The following is a 20,538-nucleotide window of genomic DNA, read 5'->3' on the forward strand; positions in this document are numbered from 1 at the left end:
GAGCCGTGTGAGGGGAAATCTCTCAAGCACGGTTTTGTAGGCGAGGCGGAGTGGTGACGCTCCGACCTTAGCCATCGACGTTGCACTAGGAAAACCTCTAGTGCGTAAAATCTTCAAGGATTTGCGCCAACATCGTAATCATGCGTACAAGCAAAAATGCTTGAGACGGTAACTGCCCCGTTGAAAGTGGAATGCGCTCACCACACCGGGCAAAGTATGCTCAAGGCGGTGATTAACAGGCACTACCCGTTTACGGAAACTGTAAGATGTTGGCGACGCTGTTCACGTAGCCAGGAACCTAGTCTTTGAACTAGTGCTAACAGGGTAGATGGCAGTTGATAGCCATAGGCTCGTGCCTCGTGATGCCGATGCCCGGAAAGAATCACCTAGCCTAAAGGCAGGTGAGTCATCAATAACTATGATGTCACTTAATTGTAGAACCCGGTTAACCGTCACCAAGCAAACAGATGTGACAAATAAAATTTTTCCCATGCCCAATGCCCTATTGCTAATATCCCATTAACTCCTACCCAAAGGCTCAGCTATTTCTGTAGGCTGTGATGTATATTTTTTCCCTTTGTAACGATACCACCACATGATTGTACCAGTGACAAATAAAATAAGCGGTGCAAGCCCTACAAATATGTAGAGAATGCGGGATGGTAACCCCCAAAAAGTTCCATAGTGCATCCATGGAAACGAATAGAAGACTTCATCAGCACGGGATAGCTTGCGACCATCTTTCAATTGCACGATTTCACCCGTGTACTGGTCTAAGTTAACTTGACTGCGACCGTACTCTACTGTATCTTGAGGTAATTTTTTCCCAACTCTGAAAACTCCTTCTGGGGTTTGTGGCAATCGGATATAGGTAGTCACAGCTTCTGGTAACGCAGCATCAGCTTTTTGTAAAAGTTCGGAAATTGTTAGAGGTAACTTTCCCGGAATAGGTTGAGAAACTGGTTCCTTTGGAATGGGCGTCAGAGTAGCAGTGTGGATTAAGGGCTGACTAAATTCCCAAAAGTTCCAACAAAACCCAGTAAAAGCAATCATAGTTAGAAAGATGGCAGTAATAATCCCCGAAACTTTATGAATATCAAAGTTGGTTCGTTTTGGGTGTGCTTGCCACTTGATTTTGAAACCACTGATAAGTCTTCGCCAACCAGGCCATAGGATAATTCCTGTAATACTGAGAATAAGTAGTAATAAAGCTGCAATGCCAACAATGACTTCTCCAACTTTGCCAGCCAGAAGTTGATAGTGAAGTTTGTATGTTATGCCGATGAGTGTCTTTTCCCACACGCGCTCGCCCACGATAGCACCCGTGTAAGGGTTAACAAAAACCTCTAATCGTTTTTCATCTGGAGACTGTAGGAAAGCACGATAGGGTAAGTTTGGATCTGGTAATGTATTAATGCCAGATAGTTTGTACTCTGGCTGAGAAGCATAAGTGGTTTTTACGGTTTCAAGAATAGATGCTACAGATACCCTTTGTTCTTGAGGAATCACTTGTCCGAACTGCTGCTGAACTAGAAATGAACTGATTTCCTTCTCAAACACCAACAAGCTACCTGTTAAACCGACGACAATTAAAATGAGTCCGACTAGTAAGCCAAAGTAACGATGTAGGACAAATGCTACGTCGCGCACTTTTCTAGAGTGTACCATCGATGCTCCTGTGTCATGATTTAAATCAGTATTCAAACACTACTGTCAATTAGTGTGAATTTATGAGACAGCATTTAATTGTAATTATTATCAGCACTTCCTGTAAAAAAATACAAGCTTATTGCTAAAAACTCTTAGTCAAGAATTCTTAACAAAATACCGACTATGTGACGTTTTATTGAGAAATTTGCAGATATCGAGCGTTCGGAACAAAGCATGAATGTATCACTGTTAGGCGATCGCAACAGAGCCTATCCCCTATCCCCTATTGTCAAATTGGTATAAACTGCATTTGATAAGTTTAAAGAATTCCAGAAGTGAAGAACCTGTTCCGCTACAAGCTGGGGTTGAAAGAAATGAAAGAAATGCTTTCCTTCCGGGCATTTCCACAGGCGATCGCCCTCTTTCAAATAAGGTTGCCATCCGCATAAATTCTCAGTTTCTACAATGATGTCGTCTAAACTCCCACAGACCATTAGAGGAACGGGAACTGAACTTGGAGGCAAACTAAGTTTTTGAAATAGCGAGTGGGGTGAAAGTGAGGAAGTCAAATCTTGTCTTAAAAGTCTTGTTAGACGTTTATTAGTACATTCTTCGTGATATCCAAACAAATTATAAGCCATGGCTCTGAGAACTTGCTGGCGACTAGAGAATGGGCGATGAGCGTAATAATGCACTTGCCAATCAACAGTAGCATCAACACCGACAGCCAATAGAGTGAGAGATTTTACTTTTTCAGGATACTGACGGGCATAAAGTAGTCCTAACAATCCTCCCGTACTATGACCAATAAGATGTACGGGTTGAGTGCAAGATTGAAGATAATCGTGCAATAACAACACTGCAAATGAAAGTGGGCTTGCTTCATCCTGCGTTTGAGAGTAATCCCAACTAGCAATTATCATTTGGTGTGACAAATGAGATAGCAGTGGTTGAGAAAAGTATTGCAAACTAGGGTTTGTATTTAACCAAAGGACATCTGGAGATTGAAACATTAAATTTACCTGCAAGTAAATTATGATAAGGATTGTTAGTTGTTAGTAGTTAGTGGTTATTAATTAGTAGTCACTAGTAACCACTATCTATAGAACTCCTAGTTGATTTTTGAACGACACGTAGGTAGGGTTATGCCGTACAAAAGCTTTACATGGTAGGCATTGCCCACCCTACAGTACTGAGATTTTTTCACAAATCAGATAGGATTGCTATATTACACGCCAAACTCCGTCTTCAGTTGACCAACCCAAGCTTTAATACGCTTGTCTGTCAAATTAGATTGGTTATCCTCATCAAGAGCCAAACCAACAAATTTACCGTCTCGCAATGCTTTTGATTCATTGAAATCATAGCCCTCGGTAGACCAATACCCAACAGTGGTTCCACCACGTTCGGTAATTTTCTCTTCCAAAATGCCCATTGCATCCTGAAAGTTATCGTTATACCCAATTTGATCGCCTGTTCCAAAATATGCGACTTTCTTACCACTGAAATCAATGTCATCTAACTGAGGAAAATATCCTTCCCAATCACTTTGTAATTCCCCAATATCCCAAGTCGGACAACCGATAATTATGTATTGATATTCTTCAAACTCACTATCTTCCGTATCTGCAATATTATGTATGGTGACAACACTTTTTCCACCAAATTCTTTCTGAATTGTGTCCGCTACATCTTCAGTTTTTCCGGTTGTAGAGCCAACAAATAGACCAATCTTTGACATGAATTTCTCCTAGATAACGTGAAATGAAAATTGATAAAGACGCTTGCTGTGTTTTTAACTAAATTGAGATGTTAGGGAATTGCAGCTAAAACATTCAGACTCGATGAGACCAGAATGAGCGACGTGAGCGCCTAGCAGTTTTCCCGATCAATTTGTGAGTCTTGCATTCCCAGCCCACTATGGAGCATCGGTGAGGTCTTGCTCCACCGACAACGAATTTGTAGAAGCGAGCGCCATTTTACCTGATTTACCTTTTTTGAGAATTTAGTTCAACAACTATGAGTAACAGCTTACTATATAATCTATATTGATGAAAGATATTTTCATTAAGTTCTCAGACTAATCTGCTCTTGCGATCGCGAGGTGGTAAATATGTCTGCTCACAGATGCCCGAACATTGCTCCCTGCATTGCTTCTACCAGTGCTATGGAATTCTCGCCATCCTGTGTTAATTCTCCGTTCACATTCTTTCAACTCTACCCGTCTACTAAAACACTCGATTGCTGTAACAGGTAGTCTATTACAAAAAATCTTCTTAGCTTTGAGTTGCCAATGGTAGCTTCTACAACCATGCTGGCTGAGTTAATATTAAAAAGTATAGCAATTCCCACTTTCGTGAGGTACAGAATAAAGAATTAACCGCAGCCTGTAGCAGAAGGACACCGATCGATTTGTACTTCAACAGACTGGGAAACGCTATAAGTTGTTTATAGATTTATAACGATTGACTCAAGATGTATACCTCTGACCTCTATGAAGTAGATTTCTATGCCTGGACTCAAGAACAAATTAGCTTGCTCAAAGCTCAGCGATGGGAGCAATTAGATACGATAAACTTGATAGAGGAAATTGAGACTTTGGGTAGGAAAGAGCGGCAAGAGTTGAGAAATCGACTGGGAATTTTGCTAGGGCATCTATTAAAGTGGCAATTCCAATCGGAAAAGCGTAGTAATAGTTTGTTGGGCACAATCAGAGAGCAGCGCGTTCAGATTAAACTGCTTTTGGAAGATAGCCCAAGTTTGAAACCTTATTTAGAAGAGGTTTTCCTTAGTGCTTATGAACTGGGTCTGGCTTTAGCAATTCGGGAAACGCAATTGGGCGAACAGGTTTTTCCAGAAGTGTGTCCTTACACTCTAGAACAAGTTATAAATCCTGAATTCTTACCTGAGGCCAATTAGATTGAAGGAGTAGGAAAGGGAATTGCCCCACTGGAGTATACTCGTAAAGTAGCAGTACCTTTAGGCGATCGACACAAGTAGCAGTTGCGCGATCGCCGACCTATACTAAGAATTACCTGGGATAAATATGCTGTCTGGGTGCTATTCCTGGATTGACAATGCCAGCTAACTCTTCTTCAGACAACTTGCTTAACTCAGTTTGCAATTCTTCGACTGTGAAGTCATAGCCACGGTCTTTAGCAATTTTAATAAAAACTTCTGGCTCAGATGTGGCTTTGAGTCTTTCCTTTAATGCTCGATCTTGTTTGACGATCCCCAAAAATCGGGTAGCATTGTTCTGTGACATAACAGTCCATCCCCTGTTTTGAATTTCAGATTTCCATGTAATTAATTAGCTGCCGTCGTTTCGACAAATTTAGCTGAATTGAACTACTGGCTTATATCTGTATACTTCGATCTTTAACTAAAAAAGAGAATGTGCGATCGATGCTTGACAAAAGTTCACCTAATCAAAAGTCCGCGAAGGCGGTGAGTCAGCGTCCTGTAGGCGGATTTCCCACGCCCAGGGAACTAGCGAACCCGGAGGGACTTGGTTTGTATAGCAAGAGAATTCTATTCTTGCAGGCTTTGGCAAATTTGGTATGCTCCCCGTCCCTCCACCTGAATCTATTGCAAACATTTACAGAAAGTCAATTTTACTCGCTCCACTCCGTTACTACAGGTGTGGTATGAGCTAATAATTTTCCTTTAGAAATGACATAGCGAGGAAAAGTGCGACAGCGAATAGCATCATAACGATCGCCTGCATCTAAAACTATCAGCGAAGCTTTTTTGCCAACTTCTACCCCATACTCGCTTTCTACGTGTAGTGTTTTTGCTCCATTTATGGTAACCATGTCGTAACAGGCATTAATTTCAGGCACTCCTGTCATTTGACAAACATGGACTCCCATGTGGGCTACGTCCAACATACTACCCGTACCCAAGCTGTACCAGGGGTCTTGAACGCAATCATGACCAAAACTTACATTGAGCTTTTGCTGCCAAAGTTCTTTCACTCTGGTGACACCTCTGCGTTTTGGATAAGTATCCATTCGACCTTGGAGTGTAATATTAATGAGGGGGTTAGCAATCAAATTAATTTGAGCTTGTTGGAGAAAACCCATTAACTTGAAAGCATAGGCATTGTTGTAAGAACCAAAAGCTGTTGTATGGCTAGCAGTGACTCGCGCACCTATACCAGTACGAATTGCACAAGCAGCAACGATTTCTAAAAATCTCGATTGGTCATCATCAATTTCATCACAGTGAATGTCAATCAAGCGATCGTATTGTTGCGCTAACTCAAATATACGATGTACCGATCGCACTCCATCTTCGCGGGTAAGTTCGTAGTGCGGTATTCCACCAACTGCATCAGCACCCATTTTTAAAGCTTCTTCCAAGAGGGCTTCGTTTTCTGTTTTGGAATAAATGCCATCTTGGGGAAATGCCACTACTTGCAGAGTCATCCAATCTTTGACTTCCTCTCTGACTTCTAACAGTCCTTTTAGGGCTATCAGTTGCGGTTCGCTAACATCAGCATGAGTCCGAACATATAAAATTCCCCGTGCTGCTTGTTGTTTGAGCATAGCCACTGCACGGGTTTTGACATCTTCTAATGAAAGATTTTGCTTGCGTTCTCCCCAAATTTGAATACCTTCAAATAAAGTACCACTTTCATTCCAACGCGGTTCCCCCGCCGTCAGTACTGAGTCTAAATGAATGTGGGACTCGACAAATGGGGGCGAAATCAGTTGCTCTCGAGCATCGAGTTCTACTTCCGCCGAACCATTGAGATGAGATGCGATCGCAATAATGTGACCGTCTTTCACCCCAATATCGACCAGTTCTTCAGGTAATCCAACTAATTTACCGCGACGCACTAGTAAATCGTATGTTTTGTTTGCCATAAGGACAATTTAAACCTTTTGCGATAACTGTTGCACAAAATCCGCGTGTTCCTTCGCATTCAGACCTTGTTGTAATACTGCTAAGACCACACTCATATTACCTGCCAATAGTGCTGATGTTGCCAACCACAACCCAGGAAATACCCTACTTTTCAAAATATCCCCATCTGCTTCTAGTAGAATATAATCACCTTTTTCCAAGCAGAACCAATCTAATTTATTCTCAAAAATCTGCCACACAATGTATTCGCGCACTCCATTTCGGCGATAGGCTTTCTTTTTATCATACAAATCATTAGCAACACTGCTAGCAGCAATTTCTACTACCAATTCTGGTGCGCCTTGTATGTAGTCATCATGACTAATACTCGCCTGTCCTCCCAATTGTTTATCAATCAGTAAAACACCATCAGGCTGGGGTTGATTATCCCGATCCAAACGCACGGTTGGCTCAATTCCCAACCTCACTCCTGGTGTTGTAATTTGGTAAGTCCACAACCAGCCAATCAAATTACTATGAGGTTCGGCATGACTTTCAAAACGTAACGGGGAAGCCACGTAAACGACTCCTTCGATAAGTTCCGCCTTTTTAATGTGGGGGGAAGCGGCGTAACGACGTTCAAATTCCCAGTCAGTTAGCCTATCTCCACTTTCTAGAGGTGGTATGCGTTCGTTCTTGCTTAGGTCATGCTCCTCTACGGCTGTCCTCATTAACTTAAATGCCCGAGTTGAAATACTTTTGCTAATTCTAACAAAGACTTTGAACTTAAGTAAGTCAGCACAATTAAAGTTAACTAGTTAGTCCTCGTCATTGGTCATTGGTTATTAGTCATTGGTAAGGATTTTTACTTAGCTACTTAGAAAAAAGAAATTTTTCTAAATTCTACTATAATTTCATCAAAAACGATTATCATTGCTTTATGAATATACCAGCAATTACCGTAGTTGCCGGTCTACCCGGCTGTGGCAAAACAACTTGGATTTACCAGCAGTTGGCTGTGGGACAACAGCACTTCCACTCTACCAGTGGAAATGTATTGTATTATAGCCCCGGTACTGGGTCGGTTCCCATCGACCAAACGTACCTTGCTACCAAATTTCCTCAAGTCAAAGTCTTTGACGACACCCAAACAGCCGAGTTTGTCAACCAACTGACAGTAGCAGATGCTATATACATGGAAGTAGGTTTTTACTTGGAATTATCTACTGTTGAAAAAATATTAAACAATTTGCCTTACTCTAAAGTAGCAGTCCTGCCACCAAATCTGAAAGATTCTGAGTGGTATTCTTGGGCAAGCGAAATCGTAGCAGGAGTCAGTGCTAGTAAAAATCTTTCAAAAGCCCAATTATGGAGAGTCTCTAACACGGGTCAAGTCTTTGATGAAAACAGTTTGGAAGAGTTTTGGTATGAAATGACACACGGCGCTTATGGAACAGTTGTTAGAGCTAAGGGAATTTTTGATGTTGCTGATGGGCGATCGCTCTACGCTGATTTTGTTGAAGGTGTCCAAGAAACCGATCTTATAGAATTAGACTTACCTCGCCATCTAGAAGGTAGACCTCACCGTTTCAGTGGCGTGGAAGTTTTAGGAGAAAACCTAGATGAGGTGGCTCTAGGACAAACTTTACAAGATTGCTGTTTATCAGACGCTGCAATTTTGTACTACCAAGAACAGGCAAAAGAATCGCTGAAGGAGGAAATGGTACGGTGAAAATAGCAGTTATGTCATGCATTCATGGGAATTATGAAGCATTAGATGCTGTGTTACTAGATATCGATCGGCAAAAAGTTGAAAAAATTTATTGTGTTGGGGATTTGGTAGGATATGGTCCCCATCCAAATGCAGTCGTTGCACAAATTCGTTCTTTGGATATTCCGACTTGTGCTGGTTGTTGGGATGAAGATATTGTGGAAGGGTTAAATGCTTGTGAATGTAGTTACCCCTCTCTACTCGCTGAGAAACGCGGACAATTAGCCCACGAATGGACAAATAAGGAGATTCATCCAGAAAATCGTGAGTTTCTAGCACAATTACCTTTTACTTTCCGTGAGGGAAACCTCGCTTTTGTTCACGGTAGCCCTCATAGCAATCATGAGTATTTATTACCTGAACTCAATGCTTTCGTAGCGCTAGAGCGCGTCATTTATACAAAAGCAGATGTACTATTTTGCGGTCACACTCACGTACCTTATGTTCGGATTTTAGATACAGGAAGCTTAACAATTAGTGTTAAAAAAGGTCAAGAAGAACAGAGTAGAAGTTTTGATACACCTTTAAAGAGAATTATTAATGTGGGTTCAGTTGGAGAACCTAGACATGGGCGACCTAATGCCACTTACGTTGTTTATGATATGGACACTCAAGAAGCGACATTACGGGAAGTTCCTTATGACTACCACAAAACTTGTGCAGCGATTATTGAAAAAGGCTTACCTGCTATTTTTGCATGGCGTTTAGCTCAAGGATTGGAATATGCGGAAAGAGCCGATGACCCAACTCATGTTTGTACGAGGTAATTGGTTAGTGGTTACTGGTTAGTGGTTAGTAGAGGCGCAAGGCGTTGCGCCCGTACACTGGTTAGTGGAATGACTTCCAAAATCTAAAATCTAAAATCCGAAATTGATATGAGTAAATGGGCTATTTTGAGTGGAATTGAAGGAAATTTAGCAGCGTATGAAGCTGTAGTAGCAGATATCAAGCGTCAAAGTCGTTGGATAGAGGCATTGTACATTCTTGGCGATTTAGTTGGACCGACAAAAGAATCCGAACAGTTGGTAAAACGGGTTCGCAATCCCAAGCGGGGTGAGTTAGAACCAATGGTATGTAAGGGATGGTGGGAAGAACAATGTTTGATTTTACACGGTCTGAGTGCTACCCAAGAACCAACTGATTTGATGGCAAAGTATGGAGGAGAAACGGTTAAGTTCTTGTGGGAGTCTGTTTCTCGCCAAACTGTACAATGGTTGAGAACGCTCGATTTTGGTTTTTTTGAATTGGATTGTTTGTTAATTCACGGTACAACGGTGTCTGTAGACGAAGAACTGACTCCTGATACTTCTCCCGTTCTTCTGTGCGATCGCTTAATACGATTGGATGCGAATAACTTGTTTTGCGGTCGTTCTGGTCTGACTTTTGAGTATCAGTTGCGCTCCGGTTCTATTGTATCGGAAGTGACTACTCTGGATCGTCAAGTTTTTCCTCAAACTGTCAAGATGAACTCACGTCAAGTCATTGGGGTAGGAAATGTAGGGAGAACATTGGGGACAGCTACTTACACTCTCTATAACACAAGTACAAATCGAGTGGAATTTAAGACTGTTCGATATGGAGTCAACAAAGGTTTTAATATTCTATGAACAACAGCACCGAACAATCTTTTCACTCGTCATTCGCGCCCCAGATAAATTCCGTGCCGTTGGTCCTACTTGTAAAGCTGCTAACCCACCCATCAAGAATAATTCACAACCCCGCCACCGCAAATGCCGATCTAGAACTGGTAAGCCATTAACTAATCACTTCTCCCAGATTTTGCACACCGATGAGCGCGTGTAGCAACGCTCGAGGTGCGAACGGCGTGTATTTACCACCGAGATCCCTAGCAATGATGCAGGTGTTCGATGAAATCATCCCCACATAAGTACCTTGCAGAGTTCCTTTTTCACCCAACCCGTCAGCAACTACTGGTTCTTGGGAAATTTTGATAGTTATCATTGTACGATTGATATGAAATTAGTTATCATTACCCTATGACTTCCGAAACATCCACTTCAACTAACACCGCATCTGATACAAGCGAGCTAATTTATCGTCCCCGTCGCTTGCGCCGTACTGAAACTTTACGTCGTATGGTGAGGGAAACCAATTTGACTGTAGACGATCTCATCTATCCCATGTTTGTGATGGAAGGTGAAGACCAGAAAATTGAAATCACCTCCATGCCGGGATGCTACCGATACACTTTAGATCTATTGCTCAGAGAAATAGCAGAAATTTATCAACTGGGTATTGGTGCTGTTGCACTTTTTCCAGCGCTCCCAGAAGTTAAGAAAGATGATACGGGTAGTGAAAGCTATAATCTAGAGGGTTTGGTACAGCAAACTGTCAAGGCAATTAAACAAGCTGTACCAGAGATATTAGTCATTACTGATGTTGCCCTCGATCCCTTCACAACTCACGGTCATGACGGCATTATCGATCGCAATGGGACAATTCTCAACGATCCGACTGTAGAAGTCTTGGTCAAAATGGCACTTTCTCAAGCTGAGGCTGGGTCAGATATGGTTGCACCTTCCGATATGATGGACGGTAGAGTCGGTGCAATTCGTAAAGCATTGGATGCAGAAGGATACATTGACGTGAGAATCTTGGCATACTCTGCAAAATACGCTTCGGCATACTACGGTCCTTTTCGAGATGCTTTGGATTCTGCACCTAAGTTTGGAGACAAGAAGACATATCAGATGGATGCTGCAAATGCTAGAGAAGCTATCAAGGAAGTAGAACTAGATATAGCAGAAGGAGCAGATATTGTGATGGTAAAACCTGCCCTTGCATACTTAGATATTATTCGTCAAGTCAGAGATTTCACTCAACTTCCTGTAGCAGCTTACAACGTTAGCGGCGAATATGCAATGATTAAAGCAGCTGCTCAGAACGGCTGGATTGATGAGAAAAAGGTAATTTTAGAAACTTTAACCAGCATAAAACGGGCTGGTGCTGATTTGATTTTGACTTACTTTGCTAAGGAAGTTGCATTAATGTTGCACAAGTGAGTTGTGCTGGCATTCATGCGTGACGTGTAATTCGCTCACAGCTAGACTAAGGATTCAGTTTAGCTGTGAAAGCGAATAGCGTACACGAGGTCATCATGCTGAATAAAGCCAACTATATAAGGTTAGTGAAAATACTAGCCCCAATAGATCCGGCTACTCCTAACGCAATCAACAGATAAGTAAAGAACTTGCCGAACTCTGCGTTTTGTCCCAGTGCTTTATCGTCCTGACCAGCAGTGAAAAATAATGACCAGGTTTGGTTCGCGCTGATTTGCTGGAAATTGTTAAACTCAGGGCGGAAAACTACGGGTCCAATTAACTCTTTTTTGGGAAAATCAAAGTCAGTTCTCATCTTAATTCCTCCAAATTTTATTTATACAGTTGGCAATTATCACTTCAATTGTTTTCTGTCAATTGACTTACAAACTGGTGAGCAATCCAATAAAACCGTGTCCGGTAAAAACTTCTAGCAGGATGAGGGAGACAAAACCAATCATCGCCAAACGTCCGTTGAGCATCTCTGCATACTCGGTGAAGCCGAAGCGTTGGGTTTGCTCTACATACATCTTGGGTTCAATGGCGTAGTTGTTGAGTCTGTTGCCTTCTTCGATTACGTAAGTACGTGATGTCATGGGTTTTTTTCCTTGTTTTGTTTTCTATGTTAAGAATAGTAACTTAATGTAAATAAATATTGCAATACCTTAAAAATGAAAATATTTGTGTTAGAACCGTATCGTTTAAGTTCGGAAGACAGGTCTTGACTTTAAAAGAGATTTATTGTATCGACAAAAGTGAATACCGTGCTTCTATCGTTACACCAATTTGAACGAAGAATGAGACAGACAGTTTGCTCAAATCAAGTCTAGACATGGCTTTCTCAATCCAAAATCTAAAATCTAAAATCCAAAATGGTATTACAGATGAAGCACAAAGCATTTATCGATCGCGGTTAAAGGAAGTGCATTGTCCTCCTAACCCTTTCGCGATCGCACAAGTATTTCGTTCCATCATCCCGATATATGTACCTTGCGGTGTCCCTTTTTTACCTAACCCATCAGCCAACAATTCTTCTGGAGAAATTTTCACTTTTGCCTCATTAGCCACGGTTTTCAAGACTTTATCGTTAGCAGTGACTTCAGCAAATACAACAGGGACGCCTTGCTTTTTGATACTGTTAGTTAAAGACTTGATTTTGCTAGCTGTCGGTTCTTCTTCTGTGGAGATTCCCAAAAGTGTATCGGTAACAGTTAAGCCATAGGCATTGGCATAATAACCCAAAGCATCGTGAGTTGTAACCAGTCGGCGCTGTCGTTGGGGAATGGTGGCAATTTGTTTGGGAATCCAAGCATCAAGTGCTTTGAGTCGAGCTTCATAGGCATCAGCGTTTTTGCTATACTCTGCGGCATGCCCAGGATCGATTTTTGCTAAATTTGTTTCAATGAGTTGTACCATACCGATGGTATTCTTCACATCATGCCAAACATGGGGGTCAGTCTCCGTTTTGCCATTTTCAACAAGCGTCAGTTTCTTGGACGTGGTTTGGTCGTGAAGTGCAATTTTAGGAACAGATGTTTTTGTCGCCTCTACCATGCTTGCGATCGCCGGATCGAAGTTCAGACCAGCATAGAATACCAAATCTGCCTGTTCAATTGCTTGTCTATCTGACGGTTTGCCTTCGTAGGTGTGTGGGTCTTGGTCTGGGTTAATCAGACAAGTCAAATTCACCTTGTCTTGGGCAACCTCTTCCACTAAGTTGCACAATACACTATGGGATGCAACAACTTTTGGTTTTGTCTTTGTTATTGCCGTTGCCGGAGAGGATGTTGTCGTGGTAGATAAATTATTGACGTTTTCTCCACTTTGAGTTTTGGAAGCTGATTCACATCCACCTACCCCAACAATCATTGCTAGCAATAATCCTCCCCAGAAAAAATGCGTCTTGTTTTGCACGATTCCCAACATTGTATTTTCTGCCTCAGACTAAAGAGTTATACCATTTTGGATTTTGGATTTGGATTGAGAAAGTCAAGTCTTGCTTGGACTTGATATCAATCAAACAATCTGTCTCCTAATTTCCAATTGGCATTAAATATCCTAAGATAACAATAATCATTGTACAATATGAATAACAATTTAATTTTGTGCCTGTTAAATATGCGAGCAGTAATACGAGAATAATTATGCAAATCAAGACAAAAGAAGATGAGGGGACAGAGATCGATAGTTTAGAAAGTATGCTAGAAGTCTATAATTTATCAGTGCATTATCGAGGAAACTTAGCGCTAGAGGGCATTAGCTTTACTGTAGAACCAAGCCAATCGATTGGGATTATCGGTCCCAATGGGGCAGGTAAAAGTACATTGATTAAAGCCATGTTGGGGCTGATCAGAGTTTCCAGTGGCAGTGTGAAATTTTGCGGACAACCCCTAAAGCAACAGCTATCACGAGTTGCCTACATCCCCCAACGCTCGGTCATTGATTGGGATTATCCTACTACAGTCAAGAAAGTGGTGATGATGGGGCGAACAGTACAAGCAGGCTTGTTTCGCCGTCCAAGTCGTCAGTCGAGAGAACTTGTGAAGATGGCACTACAGCGAGTGGACATTTGGAACTTACGAGATCGCCCTATAGGACAACTGTCTGGCGGACAACAGCAACGGGTATTTTTAGCAAGAGCGATCGCCCAACAAGCAGACATCTTATTATTTGATGAGCCTTTTACAGGGGTAGATTATAAAACAGAGGAAATTATCTTTGATATTTTTAGAGAGTTTAAAACTCAACAAAAAACTTTATTAATTATCAATCACGATTTAGGAGATACCTTAAAGCAATATGACAAACTCCTGTTATTAAATAAGTATCTTGTAGCATGGGGTTGTAGAGAAGAAGTCATAACACCTGTAAATATTCAAAAAGCATACGGGCACAATTTTGGTTTGACAAACCCATGAATAGGGAATAGGGAATAGGGAGTAGGGAGTAGCAATTAGCCATTTATGAATTTAATACTAGAACCCCTGTCATTTGAATTTATGAGAAATGCCATCATTGTTGGAATTTTAATGGGCATTCTTTGTGCGGTTGTTGGAAGCTATATGATTGTGCAGCAAATGGGTATGATGGCACACGCAATTTCTCACTCAGTTGTTGCAGGGCTGCCAATAGCTTATGTTTTAGGTATATCTTTGTCAGTTGGTGCAGCGATCGCGGGAGTAGTGAGTGCAATTATGCTAGCTGCCATTGAAGCTTATTCGCGGGTAAAATTAGATTCTGCCATGGCACTGATTTTATCTGAATTTTTGGCAGTTGGAGTGACATTAATAAGTATTTTACCAGGAGCTAATCGCATTGACTTAGTTAATATTCTTTTTGGCAATATCTTAGGAGTTAATCGTGACGATCTCATATTAACTCTAATCTTAACTGGCTTTATTTTGGTATTAACAACGTTATTCTACAAAGAACTGCTGTTTTACACATTCGATCCATTAGGAGCACAAGCTCAGGGAATGCCAACAAAGATATATTATATTGGTTTAGTCACAGCTATTACCTTGACTGTCGTTGCGAGCTTGCAGACAGTAGGTTCGCTTTTGGTAATTGCTATGTTAGTTGGTCCAGCAGTCACTGCCTATTTGTTAGTCAAAGAACTGCATGCGATGATGATTTGGGGTTCTGTATTTGGTGCAGTCAGTAGCGTTGTGGGAATGTATATGAGCTACTACTTAGATATCCCATCTGGTGCGGCTATCGTGCTGATTGTTTTTGGATTTTTTTTCTTAGCGTTTTTATTCAGTTTTTCTTATCGACGACTTAAATAACAATGACAATCGGGTTTCTCAATGAGTGATTCAATCAAAGCATTTAATGCAGTTGCGGCTAACAAACCACCTCCTAATGTCCCTTCAATTGCGATCGCGCCCACAGATAATTGCATCAGTTGCCTTTTAGCCGCCGGAGCATGACTAAAACCAATAGGCATTCCAATGACTAAGGCAGGGTGAATTTTCTGCTTTTGAATCGCTTCACAAACAGATAGTAGTACGCTAGGAGCATAACCGATCGCAATAATGCAACCGTCAGGAACTTGCAGTAATTTTTCTTGCCATTTCTGATGTTGCCAAAATTCTTTCTCTGCCTCTGTTGCAGAAGTCACATGAGGATTATCAATTAGTATTTCAACGCGACAATCCAAATGAGCTAATCGTGTCATATCCAAAGCAGCCGCTACCGTTGGGGTATCTACAACAATTTCACAACCAGATTTCAAAGCTTCGCGGCTAGAGGCTATTGCTTGTTGATTTAACCTGACGAATGATGCCAAACTCACATCTCCGCAAGCTAAGACAAGTTTGGAAATTAAATCTTGTTCTATTTCAGAGCGGTTAGACAAATCGGGAAGTAAATGTTGTAACGATTCTTGAAAAGCTTCTGGATGAGCATGCACTTGGGCATCTAATCCACGCCAAAGTTTTTCTAGTCCAGACAAACCCGTCTTCGTTTCCACTTCCAGTAACTTTAGTTGTGCTAAAACCTCAGCTTGCATAATTTGGCAATTGCGATCGCGTCCCAATAACCCCTCTAATGCAGATGCTGTTTGCCTTAGTTGAGAAATTTGTTGCATCACTGACTGATATTGCTGTTGGAGTTGCGCCATAAAGCTAGCAGTGGCATCCGTTTCTGGTTCCACTTCTAAAATTTGACGGATGTGGTTGAGTTGAAATCCTTGCTGCTTCAGTGCCACAATGCGTTGCAGTCTAATAACATCTTTGTCGGTGTAAAGACGATAGTTGGTCGAAGAACGCTTTGGTTGCGGTAATAATCCCAATTGATGATAGTGACGTACCATCCGAGGAGTGATTCCGCCACCAACTGCATCGGTAAGTTCTTTGATTGTTAGGATATTAGACATTGTGGAATTAGCCATAATCAAATCTTCTCTTCCTCAAAATCAACCAAGTCTTAAGCAGTACCTTTCAAAGCGGTACAGAGTTTAGCGACTCTAATTAGCAATTCAACACCATTCCTGTTGTTCTCTAGGTTTCTGATGGTAGACTCGGTTACACCAATCGAGTCTGCATACTCTTTCAGTTTAACAAAAGCCATGAATAGTGCAATTACTTATCCAATCAAAGAGTTTAAGAACCACAGATAAACGTACATTAGGTGTATATCATGCTTATTGCACGCTTCACAAAAACTTTTTAAAAGAGACAGTGTTACTTCGGAAGCCATATATTTTGTGTCTGTGACACGCTAATAACAAGCAAATATTACTTGATAAATTACAGCATCTATCCTAAAAAAATGACATTAAACTCTACAGAGTCTTCCCCTTGGAATCCTTTTGTGCCAACCAAACGGGATATAGAAAGAACTGAAGAATTAGCCAAGAAAAATCCCACTATTGCCGGTTTTTTAACATTTTTCTTTTTGCCACTTGGTATGGTTTATCTCAACAGAGGAGTCAATAATCTCAAAATTGTGGGGTATGTATTCCTTCTTGGCTTTGCGATAGGATTAGTATCCTATGATGGCAAAAATGATAAACAACTCAACGCATTGGGTAATTTTGTCGGGCTATGCGGTCAAATTGCTTTAATTACTGAAAATGTGAGAGCAGTGACTCTAGCCCGCCAAAGACAACTATAGCAATGGATGAAGTACACCCAATCTTAAGGCAGAAATTTTTATATTTCTAATCTCCTACTATGAATTTGAAATTAACTGCTATCATAAGCGCTCTTACCGTTACTGCAACATCTATTGTCAATCCCGCACTTGCTCAGGAAACAACGAAATACAAAGCGGGGGAATTTACTATCACTTTAGGTAGTGATGATTCTTATCAAGGATGTGACAGCCGCAATCGCTGCATCAAACTTCAAGGCTCCCAATCTGTACGTGATGACGGTTACAGAGGAAAACTCTGGTTTAATGGCGAATATATTTACGCAGTATCCTGGCGTGAGAACCAAGAAGGAAATATGCATCTGAATATTCTCAAAGGCGATCGCCCTATTTTTACTAGCGAACTTGTGCCTATAGTTGACCTGAAGTGGATAACTTGGTGTGATGTCAAGGGTATTCAAACAGGACAACTTGCAGTGCGCTTTTCTCCTGGAGGGAAATCAAAAGCCGGATTGAACAATGGCAACACCGTTCATGTTATCCGAGAGCAAGGAAATTGGGCTTATGTTGAAGTTGAGCAAGGTCCAAATACAAGAGTTAAGGGGTTGCAGGGTTGGGTAAATTCAAATTATTTGCGTTGTACTCAAGAACCTATTGACTGAGCTTAAAAATGAAAGCACCTTGTAGTGCATAAGTAAGCTTGATTTTTACCTATACTTACTTAGAACTATTTCTCTCTTACCACACAATTGCTAAAATAACCCTTGACGCGACAAGCCGATAGGGTTTTTATTTGGGTACAGTCTTAATTTAATTATTCCTTGATTTTTATATTTTTTAGAAGTAACAAAGTCTTTTCTACTGTAGCAACCCCTATCTTCTTAATGATTTCGAGGCTCATTAGTGTATATTAACCAATCTTTTCCATATTCTTTAAAATAAACACTCATCCGAGTATTTGGCTTATATTGTAGCTGAATATTACGGGAAGCTGTGACAGAGGTTGATTCTCCTAGCAAAACTTTAGAGATGTCATGAAATTTAGAACTAATTTCACGATTTAACAGGTTCTCTTGAGTAAATTTAAGATACAATCTCCCCTCTATCGTATTGATAGAACTTTCATATTTCTCAATTTCTACCTCAAAATATTGACCATAATTTGTAATTTTTATATAAGGATTATCATGATAAAATAAACTTTTATCTAATACATCCTGTTCTTCAAAAACTCTGTGGGCGTATTTGGAATCTCTACCCATAAGATGTAGTAAAAGTTGTTTGTCGTCCGTGTTTCGACAGATAAGGCTTATGTCTTCTAAATTTAGCTTAGTAAAGTCAAGGTAATGATGAATAATAAATTCTTGTTGAGATGCTCTCAAATAAATCTCTTTACCAACCTGTTGTAATGTAGAGTAGACGTGATTAAAATCAAAATACTCTTTTAAAAAATTTACACTATTTCCATAATAAGATCCTGAAGCAGCAAGGTTTCCATTACTAATACCACATTGACTACCATGTGTTTCCAGTACTCGTTCGAGATTTAAGCGGAAGAAAATTGGTACGGGACACAAAGCATAAATGTTTCCTTTTCGCTTACCTAGTGATTCGTTATGCCATTGAGTAGGAGTCTTGGGGCGAAAGTAGAAGCGTGCAAAATCTTTTACATCTTTACTAGTATGGGTAATCAAGCTTGCGCCCGCCGAATCTCGAAAATTTTTACAATGATTCCTTGCTAGCAAGCGTTCGCCTTGAAGAATTGAAACAGCATTCTCAATATGGGTAAAGTGATAAATATATCCCTTCCAAAAAGAAGATTGGCAATTAAGCCCGTCTAGAAGCATACGCGCAAATGCTTCCTGTTCTTGTTGCGATCGCTCTGAAGAAAAATCATTACGAGTGCAAGTTGATTGAATTTCTAAGAAAGGATTATGCTCCTCTATCTCTTCATTTTCTCTAGATATATCTTTGGAAGGTTCTGGAGAAAGAAGAACTTTTTCTCGTTCAATGACTATCAATACCATGTATTCGAGGATGTCTATTATCCGTCGATCGCTGCCAAACCAGTAATCTTCACGGTTAGAATACAAGATGGGCGCTATTTCTTCTCGTTTTTCTCCTCGTAAAAGGTAAATATACACTGCTTGGCGCTGTTCATCAGTTTGTGCTTGTAATGCCCAGATGACAATTTCATCTTTAGAAACACTGTCTCTCCTTAAGCGACAAGCATAAAAGAAATTGAGAGCCGTCTGGTTATAGTCAGAGTGAAGAATGCGATCGTCTGGAGCAAACCCAACTAACAAATTTTCTTCAAGAGTATTGGATTGGCTGTCCAACAATTTCTGAGACGGGAGATAAGTGCCAGCCTTAGACAGAAAGTTCACTGTTTCTAAAAAGCTTTGCAGATGACTGAGTTCTGAAGATATATTGAAGCCATTAAAAAATTCTTTTGAAATGAGTTCGCCAATATAACTAGCCTTGTATGGTGTCACCTTTGGTTCATTCATTGCTATTTCGTTTTTCAAAACGTCAAGTAGCTGCAAGTCTCTGACGTTATAACGCCGTTCATCAAAAGCTGCTTCTAACAGTTGCTTGACCTCTTCCCATCTGTGACGTGCAATAAGGTTACCCTGATACTGTTGCAGGAAATTAGACCATTTCGCAACTTTTAAAAAACAACTTTGCTCTAAGAGTTTGCCTGTGACTCTGTATTTAACATTATCAAGCGAGATGAGTTGACGGTGATAACCGTATAAGCCACTGGGTAGCAACTGACAGTGAGTAATCAAATAACCCATAGCGCGATCGCCTATCAACATATGACAGATAAGACTCACCTTCTAGTAAATTGGATAGCTCAGAAATAAGATTTTCAATTTGCTGATCGAGCTTCTCTATAGATTTTTTTTGCTGTCTCAGTTCTTCCCTCAAATGGCGCAAGTTATCCCAATGTGTTAAGATGTTATTGATTGCAGAACTCCGCTTGTGTGCGCCTAACATCCTCATTACAGATGGAGCGTTTTCTAGCAAAAGGTTTTTTGCTACTTGAATATCAAGCTGATCTGACTGACATAAATCCTCCCAAATCGTTTGAGCAATTCCCCAACTCTGGCTAAAGCTTTATCTTGAGTTACAAATAACTCCTGAGTCAACCATTGCCAGCAGCTTTCATGCTTGCGGATTGATGTTGTTAACTGTGAAGACGCAACATAGGTAAAAGGCACTACCAGTAGTAACTCTTCAATTTCATTTTTTATAGATATATAGTGAAGAACATTGTGAGGATGTACAGCTTTTCCTTGTTCATCTGCAAGCCATGCAGTTGTTTTAAGACTACTGTTATTGTTGGTATTTAGATGGCGGAAATTGCTGAAAAGATAATTTAAGGTATCGAGAGTAATATGGAGATATTCGTGAGGCTGGTGCTGTCTCAAAATAAAAGAAATGATATCGTTCTCAGACCACCGACAAAAGAGCTTATTTAATCTTTTGTAGTTCTCATGATTTCTGATTTCAACTGGAAGCCGGGAATATTCCGTATACTCATCAGGGCTTAAATCAACTAGGGCAGTTAAATGCTGCTTGAGTTCTTTGGGTATCTCGATT

The 20,538-nt window shown here is 40.6% G+C and carries 24 protein-coding genes and 1 pseudogene; 9 read left to right on the plus strand and 16 right to left on the minus strand.

Annotation, left to right across the window (positions count from 1 at the left end; translation table 11 throughout):
• Window positions 1-519 precede the first annotated feature (519 nt).
• The 4 genes from ACKTT2_RS23755 to ACKTT2_RS23770 all read right to left on the minus strand — a co-directional run bounded on the left by ACKTT2_RS23755 (window position 520) and on the right by ACKTT2_RS23770 (window position 3,865).
• Window positions 520-1,668 (minus strand): PepSY-associated TM helix domain-containing protein, encoded by a 1,149-nt coding sequence (locus ACKTT2_RS23755; RefSeq protein ID WP_407891108.1) that lies wholly within the window; start codon window positions 1,666-1,668, stop codon window positions 520-522.
• Between the two features lie 251 nt (window positions 1,669-1,919).
• Window positions 1,920-2,663 (minus strand): alpha/beta fold hydrolase, encoded by a 744-nt coding sequence (locus ACKTT2_RS23760; RefSeq protein ID WP_407891110.1) that lies wholly within the window; start codon window positions 2,661-2,663, stop codon window positions 1,920-1,922.
• Window positions 2,664-2,878: 215 nt separating this feature from the next.
• Window positions 2,879-3,391 (minus strand): flavodoxin FldA, encoded by a 513-nt coding sequence (gene fldA, locus ACKTT2_RS23765; protein ID WP_407891112.1) that lies wholly within the window; start codon window positions 3,389-3,391, stop codon window positions 2,879-2,881.
• Window positions 3,392-3,730: 339 nt separating this feature from the next.
• Complete coding sequence (locus ACKTT2_RS23770) at window positions 3,731-3,865, minus strand: hypothetical protein (RefSeq protein WP_407891114.1); 135 nt, start codon at window positions 3,863-3,865, stop codon at window positions 3,731-3,733.
• Between the two features lie 260 nt (window positions 3,866-4,125).
• Here ACKTT2_RS23770 and ACKTT2_RS23775 point away from each other — a divergent pair, with 260 nt between their 5' ends.
• Window positions 4,126-4,569, plus strand: a complete 444-nt coding sequence (locus ACKTT2_RS23775) for a DUF29 domain-containing protein (protein WP_407891116.1) — start codon at window positions 4,126-4,128, stop codon at window positions 4,567-4,569.
• A gap of 112 nt (window positions 4,570-4,681) precedes the next feature.
• Here ACKTT2_RS23775 and ACKTT2_RS23780 read toward each other — a convergent pair whose 3' ends face one another.
• The 3 genes from ACKTT2_RS23780 to ACKTT2_RS23790 all read right to left on the minus strand — a co-directional run bounded on the left by ACKTT2_RS23780 (window position 4,682) and on the right by ACKTT2_RS23790 (window position 7,232).
• Window positions 4,682-4,915: a Nif11-like leader peptide family natural product precursor gene (locus tag ACKTT2_RS23780; protein WP_407891118.1), complete on the minus strand. Its 234-nt coding sequence runs from the start codon at window positions 4,913-4,915 to the stop codon at window positions 4,682-4,684.
• A 349-nt stretch (window positions 4,916-5,264) separates the two neighbouring features.
• On the minus strand, window positions 5,265-6,521 hold the full coding sequence (gene codA, locus ACKTT2_RS23785) for a cytosine deaminase (RefSeq protein WP_407891120.1): 1,257 nt from the start codon (window positions 6,519-6,521) through the stop codon (window positions 5,265-5,267).
• 9 nt (window positions 6,522-6,530) lie between these two features.
• The gene (locus tag ACKTT2_RS23790; protein ID WP_407891122.1) at window positions 6,531-7,232 is read right to left on the minus strand and encodes a Uma2 family endonuclease; all 702 of its coding nucleotides are present in this window, start codon (window positions 7,230-7,232) and stop codon (window positions 6,531-6,533) included.
• A 209-nt stretch (window positions 7,233-7,441) separates the two neighbouring features.
• On the opposite strand from ACKTT2_RS23790, the gene ACKTT2_RS23795 reads away from it, so the two are divergent.
• From ACKTT2_RS23795 to ACKTT2_RS23805, 3 genes are all read left to right on the plus strand, one after another.
• Window positions 7,442-8,233: a CobW C-terminal domain-containing protein gene (locus ACKTT2_RS23795; protein ID WP_407891124.1), complete on the plus strand. Its 792-nt coding sequence runs from the start codon at window positions 7,442-7,444 to the stop codon at window positions 8,231-8,233.
• On the plus strand, window positions 8,230-9,039 hold the full coding sequence (locus ACKTT2_RS23800; protein ID WP_407891126.1) for a metallophosphoesterase family protein: 810 nt from the start codon (window positions 8,230-8,232) through the stop codon (window positions 9,037-9,039). The genes ACKTT2_RS23795 and ACKTT2_RS23800 overlap by 4 nt, the downstream gene beginning before the upstream one ends.
• A gap of 108 nt (window positions 9,040-9,147) precedes the next feature.
• Window positions 9,148-9,879: a metallophosphatase gene (locus ACKTT2_RS23805; RefSeq protein WP_407891128.1), complete on the plus strand. Its 732-nt coding sequence runs from the start codon at window positions 9,148-9,150 to the stop codon at window positions 9,877-9,879.
• On the opposite strand, the pseudogene ACKTT2_RS23810 reads toward ACKTT2_RS23805, so the two are convergent.
• A pseudogene (locus tag ACKTT2_RS23810) lies at window positions 9,874-10,035 on the minus strand (FAD-dependent oxidoreductase); the annotation flags it as partial. The gene ACKTT2_RS23805 and the pseudogene ACKTT2_RS23810 overlap by 6 nt on opposite strands.
• The gene (locus ACKTT2_RS23815; protein ID WP_407891131.1) at window positions 10,028-10,234 is read right to left on the minus strand and encodes a hypothetical protein; all 207 of its coding nucleotides are present in this window, start codon (window positions 10,232-10,234) and stop codon (window positions 10,028-10,030) included. The pseudogene ACKTT2_RS23810 and the gene ACKTT2_RS23815, both read right to left, overlap by 8 nt.
• 35 nt (window positions 10,235-10,269) lie before the next feature.
• Here ACKTT2_RS23815 and hemB point away from each other — a divergent pair, with 35 nt between their 5' ends.
• Window positions 10,270-11,295, plus strand: coding sequence for a porphobilinogen synthase (hemB, locus tag ACKTT2_RS23820; RefSeq protein ID WP_407891133.1), 1,026 nt, complete (start codon window positions 10,270-10,272; stop codon window positions 11,293-11,295).
• Window positions 11,296-11,407: 112 nt separating this feature from the next.
• On the opposite strand, the gene ACKTT2_RS23825 is transcribed toward hemB, so the two are convergent.
• From ACKTT2_RS23825 to ACKTT2_RS23835, 3 genes are all read right to left on the minus strand, one after another.
• Complete coding sequence (locus tag ACKTT2_RS23825) at window positions 11,408-11,647, minus strand: hypothetical protein (protein ID WP_407891135.1); 240 nt, start codon at window positions 11,645-11,647, stop codon at window positions 11,408-11,410.
• A 67-nt stretch (window positions 11,648-11,714) separates the two neighbouring features.
• Window positions 11,715-11,927, minus strand: coding sequence for a CAB/ELIP/HLIP family chlorophyll-binding protein (locus ACKTT2_RS23830; RefSeq protein ID WP_407891137.1), 213 nt, complete (start codon window positions 11,925-11,927; stop codon window positions 11,715-11,717).
• Window positions 11,928-12,231: 304 nt separating this feature from the next.
• Window positions 12,232-13,257, minus strand: coding sequence for a metal ABC transporter solute-binding protein, Zn/Mn family (locus tag ACKTT2_RS23835; protein WP_407891140.1), 1,026 nt, complete (start codon window positions 13,255-13,257; stop codon window positions 12,232-12,234).
• A 218-nt stretch (window positions 13,258-13,475) separates the two neighbouring features.
• Here ACKTT2_RS23835 and ACKTT2_RS23840 point away from each other — a divergent pair, with 218 nt between their 5' ends.
• Together ACKTT2_RS23840 and ACKTT2_RS23845 are read left to right on the plus strand one after the other, a co-directional pair.
• Window positions 13,476-14,249, plus strand: coding sequence for a metal ABC transporter ATP-binding protein (locus ACKTT2_RS23840; RefSeq protein ID WP_407891142.1), 774 nt, complete (start codon window positions 13,476-13,478; stop codon window positions 14,247-14,249).
• Window positions 14,250-14,294: 45 nt separating this feature from the next.
• Window positions 14,295-15,119, plus strand: a complete 825-nt coding sequence (locus tag ACKTT2_RS23845) for a metal ABC transporter permease (protein WP_407891144.1) — start codon at window positions 14,295-14,297, stop codon at window positions 15,117-15,119.
• On the opposite strand, the gene ACKTT2_RS23850 is transcribed toward ACKTT2_RS23845, so the two are convergent.
• Both ACKTT2_RS23850 and ACKTT2_RS23855 read right to left on the minus strand, forming a co-directional pair.
• Entirely contained in the window at window positions 15,101-16,225 is a 1,125-nt protein-coding gene (locus ACKTT2_RS23850; RefSeq protein WP_407891146.1) for a precorrin-8X methylmutase, read from the minus strand. The genes ACKTT2_RS23845 and ACKTT2_RS23850 overlap by 19 nt on opposite strands.
• 35 nt (window positions 16,226-16,260) lie before the next feature.
• Window positions 16,261-16,404 (minus strand): hypothetical protein, encoded by a 144-nt coding sequence (locus tag ACKTT2_RS23855; protein WP_407891148.1) that lies wholly within the window; start codon window positions 16,402-16,404, stop codon window positions 16,261-16,263.
• A gap of 201 nt (window positions 16,405-16,605) precedes the next feature.
• Between ACKTT2_RS23855 and ACKTT2_RS23860 the strand changes: the two genes are divergently transcribed.
• Together ACKTT2_RS23860 and ACKTT2_RS23865 are read left to right on the plus strand one after the other, a co-directional pair.
• Window positions 16,606-16,950: a hypothetical protein gene (locus ACKTT2_RS23860; RefSeq protein ID WP_407891150.1), complete on the plus strand. Its 345-nt coding sequence runs from the start codon at window positions 16,606-16,608 to the stop codon at window positions 16,948-16,950.
• Between the two features lie 59 nt (window positions 16,951-17,009).
• The gene (locus tag ACKTT2_RS23865) at window positions 17,010-17,591 is read left to right on the plus strand and encodes an SH3 domain-containing protein (protein WP_407891152.1); all 582 of its coding nucleotides are present in this window, start codon (window positions 17,010-17,012) and stop codon (window positions 17,589-17,591) included.
• Window positions 17,592-17,810: 219 nt separating this feature from the next.
• Here ACKTT2_RS23865 and ACKTT2_RS23870 read toward each other — a convergent pair whose 3' ends face one another.
• Entirely contained in the window at window positions 17,811-19,769 is a 1,959-nt protein-coding gene (locus ACKTT2_RS23870; RefSeq protein WP_407891154.1) for a DarT ssDNA thymidine ADP-ribosyltransferase family protein, read from the minus strand.
• A 204-nt stretch (window positions 19,770-19,973) separates the two neighbouring features.
• Window positions 19,974-20,366: a hypothetical protein gene (locus ACKTT2_RS23875; protein ID WP_407891156.1), complete on the minus strand. Its 393-nt coding sequence runs from the start codon at window positions 20,364-20,366 to the stop codon at window positions 19,974-19,976.
• Window positions 20,367-20,538: the final 172 nt, after the last annotated feature.

Source organism: Scytonema hankhaensis NUACC26 (assembly GCF_045865695.1).
Lineage (GTDB): Bacteria > Cyanobacteriota > Cyanobacteriia > Cyanobacteriales > Nostocaceae > Scytonema.